Below are 8,233 nucleotides of genomic sequence, written 5' to 3' on the forward strand. Positions count from 1 at the left end.
GACCGGCGGATTTTCAAAGGGCATATCCACGTGGACATGGACGCATTGAAACGGCAGGCGGCGGCGCGCGCGCTGGAGCATGTACAGGACGGCATGAAGCTCGGGCTTGGCACCGGCTCGACCGCCAAGCACTTCGTCGAACTGCTCGGCGAGAAGGTCGCGAAGGGCATGCGCGTGATCGGCGTGCCGACCTCCGAGGCGACCCGCGCGCAGGCGCAGGCCTGCGGCGTGCCGCTGACCACGCTCGACGAGATCGACCACCTCGATCTCACCGTCGACGGCGCCGACGAGTGCGACGGCGCGCTCAATCTCATCAAGGGCGGCGGCGGTGCGCTGCTACGGGAGAAGATCGTGGCGGCCGCCTCCGATCGCATGATCGTGATCGCCGACGACAGCAAATGGGTCGATGTTCTCGGCCGCTTCCCCCTGCCTGTCGAGGTGATCCCGTTCGGGCTCGCCGCAACGCAGCGGGCGATCGTGTCAGCATTTGCGCAAAGCGGCGTTTCCGGGCAAATGGAGGTCCGGAAGGCCAAAGACGGCCACGTTTTTGTCACCGATGGCGGCCACTGGATTGTGGATGCCCATCTTGGGAAAATACCGGATGCGCCGCGTCTGGCAGGCTTGTTGAGCGTGATTCCGGGCGTCGTCGAACACGGTCTGTTCATTGGCCTGGCCCGCACGGCCGTGCTGGCCGGCGCACAGGGAATTCGCGTAGTTGAACGGCGATAGCGCCGAATCTTTGAGGAGAATTGGAATGAAGAGTCTTTCCGGAAGTTTGTCGGCTGCGGGTCTCGCGGTGGCGCTGGCGCTGATCGGAGCGCCAGCCATGGCGCAGCAGAAAAATGCCCCTGCGCCCACCCTGGCCATACCCGGCAAGCCCGCGTCGCCTGGCGCCATCGCCGCGGCCAAGGAAATCCTGAACATGAAGAACGCGAGCGCGATGTATTCCAACGCCGTTCCGGGCCTCGTCGATAAGACCAAGAACGTGCTGCTCGGCGCCAACCTCAATTATCAGAAGGACCTCAACGAGGTCGCCGTGATCGTCGCCAAGAATCTGGCCGGCCGCGAGAAGGAAATCGGCGACGGCATGGCGCAGATCTACGCCAACGAGTTCACCGAGCAGGAATTGAAGGATCTGGCGACGTTCTACAAATCGCCGCTCGGCCAGAAATTGATCCTGAACGAGCCGAAGGCGATCTCGGGCAGCATGGCCTATATGAACGAGTGGGCGCAGTCCTTTGCCGAGGTGATCAACGGCCAGTTCCGCACCGAGATGAGGAAGCGCGGCAAGGAAATCTGATCTTCGGTTACCTCGCCCCGCTTGCGGGGAGAGGTCGGCGCGCAGCGCCGGGTGAGGGGGTACAGGTCTCAACGCGCATGTTGCTCGTGGAGGGAGCCCCTCACCCCAACCCTCTAAGAGCGAGCTTTGCTCGTCTAGACCCCGCAAGCGGGGCGAGGGGGAATTGACAGGGGCTGACCATGGCTGAATACGACGTCGATCTGTTTGTCATCGGTGGTGGTTCGGGCGGCGTCCGCGCCGCGCGCATCGCGGCCGGCTACGGCGCCAAGGTGATGGTCGCCGAAGAATACCGGATGGGCGGCACCTGCGTGATCCGCGGCTGCGTGCCGAAAAAACTGTTCGTGATCGGCTCGCATGTCCGTCACGAGATCGAGGACGCCGCCGGCTTCGGCTGGACCATCCCGGAAGTTTCCTTCGACTGGCCCACTTTGGTCGCCAACAAGGACAGGGAGATCGCCCGGCTCGAGGGCATCTACACGACCAATGTCGAGAAGACAGGCGCGCAGGTGGTGAAGGCCCGCGCGGTGCTCGAAGATGCCCACACGCTGCGCCTGTCCGACGGCAAGCGCGTCACCGCGCAAACCATTCTGATCGCGACCGGCGGCCGGCCCAACCACGGCGCCGAGATTCCCGGCATCGAGCACGTGATCTCCTCGGACGAGGCGTTCCACCTCACTGAGTTGCCAAAGCGCATCGTGATCCAGGGCGGCGGCTATATCGCGCTGGAATTCGCCGGCATCTTCAAAGGCTACGGCGCCGACGTCACCGTAATCTATCGCGGCGACAACATCCTTCGGGGTTTCGACGAAGACGTGCGCAAGCATGTGCGCGCGGAGATGGAGAAGCAGGGCATCAACATCATCACCGGCTGCACCATCGCGAAAATCGAAAAACACGGCAAGGAATTCACCACGCACCTCTCCAGCGGATCGAGCATCGCCTCGGACCAGGTGATGTTCGCGATCGGCCGCCATCCCAACGTCGCCAATCTCGGGCTGGAGACGGCGGGTGTCGCGATCAATCCGAAGAACGGCGGCATCGCCGTCGACGCCTGGTCGAAAACGTCGACGCCGAACATCTACGCCATCGGCGACGTCACCCACCGTATCAACCTGACGCCGGTCGCGATCCGTGAGGGCCATGCCTTCGCCGACACCGTGTTCGGCAAGCGCCCGGTGCAAGTCGATCACGCCACGATTCCGACCGCGGTGTTCTCGCAGCCCGAAGTCGGCACCGTGGGCCTCACCGAAGCCGAAGCCCGCGCGCAGTTCAGCCACGTCGATATCTACAAGACCGATTTCCGGCCCATTAAAGCGACGATGTCCGGCCGCGACACCCGCGTCCTGATGAAGCTCGTGGTCGACGGCACGAGCGACCGCGTGCTCGGCTGCCACATCGTCGGCGAAGCCGCTGCCGAGATCACGCAGGCCGTCGGCATCGCCGTGAAGATGAAAGCAACCAAGGCCGATTTCGACGCCACCATCGCGCTGCACCCGACCGCGGCCGAAGAACTCGTGACGATGCGGACGCCGACGGCGCGCTATGTGCGGGAAGCGGCGGCGGAGTAGGGCGCGCGTAGCCCGGACGAGCGCGCATGATCCGGCCAGCGGCCCGCGCGCCCCGAGAACGATGCTATCGACGAGATATCAGCTACTTGCAGCGGCATTGCTTCACTGCCGCTCAGTATCGGGGTCGATAGTCGCCGCGCCGCTGCAGTGCGAAAGCGTAGTGGGGATTGATCCCGCAATAGGCGTCGGTACCGTTGGCGGTGGCCATGCATTGGGCGTAGCTGGAGAATTGGCAATTGCCCGGATAGCCCCATACGCGCCCTTGCAGGCAGTAGCTGCTCGGAACGCTCTCATAAGCCTGGGGACCGTAAAAACCTGGGCCATATGTCTGAGCCCGGGCTTGCCCGTCTGCCAGGGCGATAATCATCGTCAAGATCGTCAAAGCCAAAGTGCGCATTGGAGTTTCCTCGAAGTCGGCACAACACCGGTACACTTGGACCGCCGGCAATATTGATCCAGGTCAATGTATTCCCGATAGGTTCACACGTGAAGCGAGCGCGCGTCTGTCTTGTGTATTTCTTCCATCGAGCGATCCGCCCACCAGCGATACCCGGACGTGCCGAACCCCGGCATAGCCGGTGAGCTCGACCACCCTGGCGACCATGACGCGGTGCACCCCCTCCCGCCTGTTATTGACCGGCCGTGCCCGCCTCCAAGTAAGCAATGATCTTTGCCCGCTCGTCCGCCGATGCGAGACCGCCATACGGCTTCATGGTGTTGCCGGGCACGACCGCATCGGCGTTAGCCATGAAACGCTCGAGCTTGTCGGCGTCCCAGGCGAAGCCTGCCTCCTTCATGGCGCTGGAATAGCCGTAGCCCGGCAGCGACCCTGCCTTCCGCCCGATAATTTTGTGCAGATTTGGGCCCTGCCGGTTATCGCCCTCCTTGACCGTGTGGCAGGTCCGGCACGCATTGTTGAACGCCTGCTGGCCGGCCGCAGCATCCGCGCCTTGCGCCGGTGTTTGCGATGCGGCCGAGGACGACAACATCAGGCACGCCATCCCGCTCAGGGCCATGGCTGAAACCAGGCTTCGCATCGGCCGTCCTCCGTATTTCCCTGCCAACAAACGCGCGAGGCAGCGAAGGTTTCCCTGGCCGTGAAGCAATCGGCGGCTCATGAGGCGAAAGAACAGCGCGGCCTCGTGTAAGGTACTGCTTGACGATCGTAAGGTACCTTACATGTCGCTCATGATCCGCTCGTTGCGGGACAAGGCTCTCGAACGTTTTTTCGCGACCGGGGACGCGCGCCGGCTCAGCGTCCAGAATCCGAAACGGATTGCCAACATACTGAGGGCGCTCGATGACGCGTCGCGGCCAGAGGATATGAATTTGCCGGGATTCCGGTTTCATGCGCTGGTCGGCCGCGATCGGGCGGCGCTATGCGGTCAGCGCCAGCGGAAATTGGCGCATTACATTCGGTTGGACCGAAGGCGATGCCCTCGACGTCGATCTGGAGGACTACCATTGAGGATCAAGCCATGACCAAGAAGCTTCCGAAGCGTGGTTTGCCGCCGATGCATCCCGGCGAACTTCTTCGCGAGGAGATTTTGCCCGCTCTCGACCGGCCCAAGACAGAAATCGCCAGGCTGCTCGGCGTGTCGCGTCAGACGTTGTACGATCTCCTGAAGGAGAAGCCGCCGGTTACCCCGGTGATGGCGTTGCGGCTCGGGAAGTTGTGCGGCAACGGTCCAGATCTCTGGCTCAATCTGCAAAAGCGCTACGATTTGGATCAGGCCGAGCGGGAGCTTGGAGAGGACATCAAGAACATCCCGATGCTGGCCGTTGCCTGACCAGCGTGCGAGCTACTTCGTATCCCGCGACGACCTTCTCCGGAAAGCCAATGCCTCCGGGCCCCACATCCTGATCATCACGACCGCGCAGGAGGCGATGCCGACGAAGGCGAGCATGACGGTGAGGGCGATTTCCATGGTACGTGCATAAATGATTTGCGGGTGATTTGTCTTCCGTATCACTACGGTGTCATTGCGTTTCCCTGCATCGACGTTTCGGCGCTGACGGCCCACAATCCGCAATCTCATTCAAGTGTTCGGGGCGTTCATGCAGTCTTCCGGTCGAAACCGGCCCGCAAAGAAAGAACTCTGATTTCAGTAGCGGCCGCTATTTCGCCCGCACGGTGCGGCGCGAGGATGCGTCCGCGCGCTGGGCGCAATGGCTCAGCGATCCCCTGGGTGGTCGAGGCGCAACCTCCCGGGATTCCGCGGGAGCGAAGCGGCTGCTTTTTTGGGCAGCGCCTATTTCGTGCGCTTAACGCGCGGGCGGCTTGGAGGGATGCCTGTCGACGACGACGGAGTCGGGATGCGAGACGATGGTCATGAACCAGATCGAGCTGACGACCAGCGACAAGAACGTATTCCAGTAAACCCAATTCATTGGTGCTTCCAATCCATCTAGGGCTTCCGGGTCCGAACGCTGCTCAGGCTGTTCGCAACGAAGTCTTCGAGATGCGCCGGCACCGGAGCTCCCTCAATATCACAGCGGCACTGAATTTCCTCTGCGACATTTTTGGAGATGTCGGCGGTCCAGTGTTCGAGCGTGTTGAAGGCGTAGATTCCGACCGGGTTGTTGAAGCGCGCCAGCATCAGATCGTTGATCACGGTATCGAGATCGGGGCGCTCGATCGGATTCTGCAGCTGCAAATCCCTCGGACCGAACGTATCCATCACCAGATACAGCGTTTGATCGGCGCCATAGGGCACGGTTAACGGCAATCCAGTCATGGCCTGGGCACTCCGTGGAACGCTTATTCAAGTTTGAATCGAAGCGTTGGTTCCAGCGGCGAGCGCAGCACCTTCGTCTAATTTTTCGCTGACATGGTTGATGACAACGCCGATGCCCGGCCGGACGTCGGCTCAACGCCGGAAATGTGAGGCAGCAGGTTAGCCCGGCTGAGCAACGCGACATCCGGGTCTTGGTCCCCGCATATCGGGCTGCTCATGCGGGCTACTTGCTCGGGCCTGTCCGCCGATGCGTCGAGGCGAGGCCTCCCGTCAAGCAGACCGGGCCGGCCCTCAATGTCTTGTTGTTAGCCAATCTTGCGCGACGGGCCTTTTGTCCCTGCGCCGCCCAGAGCGCCGGTCAGCGCACCGGCCAACGCGTCGTTCGCGTTGCTGGCCTGCAAATGCGACACCGTAGCCAGAAGGCGCAGGGGATCCGTGCCGCCGCTGACGGACGCAAGCTCGTTCAGGTTCAGTTCGCGAATTTCGTTGGTCATCGTCCCGCTCCGTTGTGTCCGAAGGACGCGCGGTGATCGCGCGTCATGCAGGCACACTAGCCGTCGTTCTGAAAACCAACCGTGCGCTGAATCACACAGGGAAAGCCAGAGCAGCCAGTAGCCCGCATATCGCGGTGCTCATGCGGCTACTGTCGGCAGGTGGGTTCAGGAGACCAGCGACAGCAGGCGCTCTTCCTTGAACCGCTTGTAGGCGTCGATCGCCCGGTTCGCGAGCATCAGCTTTCGCGTTTCGCCGCGCCGGATCAGGGTCTCGACGGCATCCGTCAGGAAGCGCGCCGCGACTTCGGGATCGCCGAGTTCGGCGGTCCCCTCGAGATAATCCCAGGCGATCTGGATCGAATTTTCCATCAGCAATGGCAATGGTTCGGTCATGGAAATAAAACTCCCTAAGGCAACATCAGTTCCTCAAGGCGGCGGCAGCGTGGGGCATCCACGCCGCGCCGCGCCGGGTTACGGCCTCGGGCCGTAGCTGCTGACCTTGCCGTTGATGTCGAAGGTGAAGGTCAAGCCGAGGAACGACAATTGACCGCCGCGGGCGTCGATCACGTCGGGGTTCTTGGTGCCGGGCGTCCACTTCATGCCGCCGCTCGCGGCGTCGAGCTCGATTGCGTTGAGTTCGCGATTGTCGGTGTTCATGTCCAGTCTCCATTGATTGGTGGCAAAGCCACATGCGATGGTGATGGAAGAACCACAGCGGCCGGTCCGCCACCGTGACCGACGTCACAATGCCGGCCGCCCCGATGGCGCGCGGCTGCAAATCCATAAACTTCGATTCAATGCGCCGTTAAAGCGCTAAGGGAACCTTACGGCCCTGCCTTCAAGTTGGTGGTCTGACCCAACGGATGTCACCCGTGACGATGGATGCCCTTAAGCCAAAGGTGGTGCGCGAACCGCGCCGGCAACTGCACAAGCAGCCGGCCTGGATGACGGTGGATGATGGCCTCACCAACCGTGAATGCTTCGTGCTCGACGTATCGCCGGGCGGCGCAAGGATCGTGACCGATGTCGCGATCGACGTCAGGGACAAGTTCGGATTGGCGCTGGTGCGCGATCGCCCAAAGCACCAGTCCTGCGAAGTCGTCTGGCGCCGCGGCAAGACCTACGGCGTCAAGTTTTTGGGCGCCGGCAAAGCAGGGCCGGTCAACGACCTTTCTGCCGTAGAGCCTCATGCGCAGGCGGACCTGTTCGACACAACTCAGCGCGTGAAGGCGGAAGCCTGACCCGCCTTGCGGACCTTCGTCATTCCCCGATGCGCAATTACGCATCGGGGAATGACGAAGCTGATTTCCGGCCGAAGGTGCGAAATCTTGCCGCGCGCAAAACGAAGGCCCGACACTTTGGGTGCCGGGCCTCCGCGGCGCGTCGCTCTAGCGAGCGAGCCTATTTCTTCTTGGTGGCGCTGCCCGTGGTCTGCTGACCCGGCGCGTGTTCCGATGCGCCCGGTGCCGTCGATTTCTTGGCGGCCTTCATCTTGTGACCCGGCGCGTATTCCGACGCACCCGGAGCCGTTGATTTCTTGGCGCCCTGCATCTGATGGCCCGGTGAGCTATCCGATGCTCCAGGTGATTTGGTTCCGGATTGCGCAAAGGCGGACGAAGCCAACGCGAGCGACGCCGCGACGATCAGGGATTTCTTGAACATCGTGTTTCTCCTCCTGGCTATCGGCAATCAATGCGCGGTGCGCGCGCATGTTTCCACTTTTTCCCGAATGATTGTTTCAGGATGAACCGGCAAGGTTGATGAACGGATGTTTATCTCTCGCGCAAACGCTTCGCGTCTGTCGCAGTCCATGAGGACGGAGAACTCCTAAAAGCGTAGTCCGGATGGAATAGGCGGTGGGTTGTTGTGGAGCTGTGATGCTCATCACGTTCGCAGAACACTTCTGATTTGCAGAATCCATGTCAAGCCCTAAAATAAAAAATATTTCTGTTTACCGGAATACAAATCAGAGGCATATTCCCGCCATCCCGTCCTACTCAGAAGGGCGTCGGCCGTCGTCACGGACGTTGGACGGGTTGCGGTGGACGCTGGTTTGCGCTGAGACGACGGCGCGGACGGGCGTACGGCAAAACCGTGTGGTCCTGGCACCCGTTGCAGGCGTCAAGCTGTCGG

At 61.8% G+C, this 8,233-nt stretch carries 13 protein-coding genes; 5 read left to right on the plus strand and 8 right to left on the minus strand.

All coding sequences use genetic code 11. From position 1 onward, the window contains the following. Positions 1–36 precede the first annotated feature (36 nt). From rpiA to gor, 3 genes are all read left to right on the plus strand, one after another. Complete coding sequence (gene rpiA, locus JQ597_RS32185) at positions 37–729, plus strand: ribose-5-phosphate isomerase RpiA (RefSeq protein WP_249132890.1); 693 nt, start codon at positions 37–39, stop codon at positions 727–729. A 25-nt stretch (positions 730–754) separates the two neighbouring features. Continuing rightward, positions 755–1,300, plus strand: a complete 546-nt coding sequence (locus JQ597_RS32190) for a DUF2059 domain-containing protein (protein WP_212269453.1) — start codon at positions 755–757, stop codon at positions 1,298–1,300. A gap of 179 nt (positions 1,301–1,479) precedes the next feature. Beyond that, positions 1,480–2,868: a glutathione-disulfide reductase gene (gene gor, locus JQ597_RS32195; RefSeq protein ID WP_212269454.1), complete on the plus strand. Its 1,389-nt coding sequence runs from the start codon at positions 1,480–1,482 to the stop codon at positions 2,866–2,868. Positions 2,869–2,980: 112 nt separating this feature from the next. On the opposite strand, the gene JQ597_RS32200 is transcribed toward gor, so the two are convergent. Together JQ597_RS32200 and JQ597_RS32205 are read right to left on the minus strand one after the other, a co-directional pair. After that, positions 2,981–3,265: a DUF3551 domain-containing protein gene (locus JQ597_RS32200; RefSeq protein WP_212269455.1), complete on the minus strand. Its 285-nt coding sequence runs from the start codon at positions 3,263–3,265 to the stop codon at positions 2,981–2,983. 232 nt (positions 3,266–3,497) lie between these two features. Then, positions 3,498–3,857: a c-type cytochrome gene (locus JQ597_RS32205; RefSeq protein WP_502754742.1), complete on the minus strand. Its 360-nt coding sequence runs from the start codon at positions 3,855–3,857 to the stop codon at positions 3,498–3,500. Between the two features lie 489 nt (positions 3,858–4,346). Between JQ597_RS32205 and JQ597_RS32215 the strand changes: the two genes are divergently transcribed. Continuing rightward, complete coding sequence (locus JQ597_RS32215; RefSeq protein WP_212269456.1) at positions 4,347–4,658, plus strand: HigA family addiction module antitoxin; 312 nt, start codon at positions 4,347–4,349, stop codon at positions 4,656–4,658. Positions 4,659–5,133: 475 nt separating this feature from the next. Here the strand turns inward: JQ597_RS32215 and JQ597_RS38155 are convergent, their stop codons facing one another. The 5 genes from JQ597_RS38155 to JQ597_RS32235 all read right to left on the minus strand — a co-directional run bounded on the left by JQ597_RS38155 (position 5,134) and on the right by JQ597_RS32235 (position 6,757). After that, positions 5,134–5,259, minus strand: a complete 126-nt coding sequence (locus tag JQ597_RS38155) for a hypothetical protein (RefSeq protein WP_283813472.1) — start codon at positions 5,257–5,259, stop codon at positions 5,134–5,136. 17 nt (positions 5,260–5,276) lie between these two features. Beyond that, on the minus strand, positions 5,277–5,606 hold the full coding sequence (locus JQ597_RS32220; RefSeq protein ID WP_212269457.1) for a hypothetical protein: 330 nt from the start codon (positions 5,604–5,606) through the stop codon (positions 5,277–5,279). Positions 5,607–5,911: 305 nt separating this feature from the next. Continuing rightward, positions 5,912–6,100 carry a Blp family class II bacteriocin gene (locus JQ597_RS32225; protein ID WP_212269458.1) on the minus strand — a complete coding sequence of 63 codons (189 nt, stop codon included), beginning with the start codon at positions 6,098–6,100 and terminating at the stop codon, positions 5,912–5,914. A 165-nt stretch (positions 6,101–6,265) separates the two neighbouring features. Further along, positions 6,266–6,493 (minus strand): hypothetical protein, encoded by a 228-nt coding sequence (locus tag JQ597_RS32230; protein ID WP_212269459.1) that lies wholly within the window; start codon positions 6,491–6,493, stop codon positions 6,266–6,268. Between the two features lie 78 nt (positions 6,494–6,571). Next, positions 6,572–6,757, minus strand: coding sequence for a hypothetical protein (locus tag JQ597_RS32235; protein WP_212269460.1), 186 nt, complete (start codon positions 6,755–6,757; stop codon positions 6,572–6,574). 221 nt (positions 6,758–6,978) lie between these two features. Here JQ597_RS32235 and JQ597_RS32240 point away from each other — a divergent pair, with 221 nt between their 5' ends. Next, a complete protein-coding gene (locus JQ597_RS32240) occupies positions 6,979–7,341 on the plus strand; it encodes a PilZ domain-containing protein (protein ID WP_249148378.1) in 363 nt (120 codons plus the stop codon). 160 nt (positions 7,342–7,501) lie between these two features. On the opposite strand, the gene JQ597_RS32245 is transcribed toward JQ597_RS32240, so the two are convergent. After that, positions 7,502–7,762: a hypothetical protein gene (locus JQ597_RS32245; RefSeq protein ID WP_212269462.1), complete on the minus strand. Its 261-nt coding sequence runs from the start codon at positions 7,760–7,762 to the stop codon at positions 7,502–7,504. Positions 7,763–8,233: the final 471 nt, after the last annotated feature.

The organism is Bradyrhizobium sp. AUGA SZCCT0177 (genome assembly GCF_018130125.1).
Classification (GTDB): Bacteria; Pseudomonadota; Alphaproteobacteria; order Rhizobiales; family Xanthobacteraceae; genus Bradyrhizobium.

Bases quoted from the DNA above. Each gene is read 5' to 3' on its own strand.
- rpiA (WP_249132890.1), top strand. From the start codon at position 37: ATGGACGCATTGAAACGGCAGGCGGCGGCGCGCGCGCTGGAGCATGTA.
- JQ597_RS32190 (WP_212269453.1), top strand. From the start codon at position 755: ATGAAGAGTCTTTCCGGAAGTTTGTCGGCTGCGGGTCTCGCGGTGGCG.
- gor (WP_212269454.1), top strand. From the start codon at position 1,480: ATGGCTGAATACGACGTCGATCTGTTTGTCATCGGTGGTGGTTCGGGC.
- JQ597_RS32200 (WP_212269455.1), bottom strand. From the start codon at position 3,265: ATGCGCACTTTGGCTTTGACGATCTTGACGATGATTATCGCCCTGGCA.
- JQ597_RS32205 (WP_502754742.1), bottom strand. From the start codon at position 3,857: ATGTTGTCGTCCTCGGCCGCATCGCAAACACCGGCGCAAGGCGCGGAT.
- JQ597_RS32215 (WP_212269456.1), top strand. From the start codon at position 4,347: ATGACCAAGAAGCTTCCGAAGCGTGGTTTGCCGCCGATGCATCCCGGC.
- JQ597_RS38155 (WP_283813472.1), bottom strand. From the start codon at position 5,259: ATGAATTGGGTTTACTGGAATACGTTCTTGTCGCTGGTCGTCAGCTCG.
- JQ597_RS32220 (WP_212269457.1), bottom strand. From the start codon at position 5,606: ATGACTGGATTGCCGTTAACCGTGCCCTATGGCGCCGATCAAACGCTG.
- JQ597_RS32225 (WP_212269458.1), bottom strand. From the start codon at position 6,100: ATGACCAACGAAATTCGCGAACTGAACCTGAACGAGCTTGCGTCCGTC.
- JQ597_RS32230 (WP_212269459.1), bottom strand. From the start codon at position 6,493: ATGACCGAACCATTGCCATTGCTGATGGAAAATTCGATCCAGATCGCC.
- JQ597_RS32235 (WP_212269460.1), bottom strand. From the start codon at position 6,757: ATGAACACCGACAATCGCGAACTCAACGCAATCGAGCTCGACGCCGCG.
- JQ597_RS32240 (WP_249148378.1), top strand. From the start codon at position 6,979: ATGGATGCCCTTAAGCCAAAGGTGGTGCGCGAACCGCGCCGGCAACTG.
- JQ597_RS32245 (WP_212269462.1), bottom strand. From the start codon at position 7,762: ATGTTCAAGAAATCCCTGATCGTCGCGGCGTCGCTCGCGTTGGCTTCG.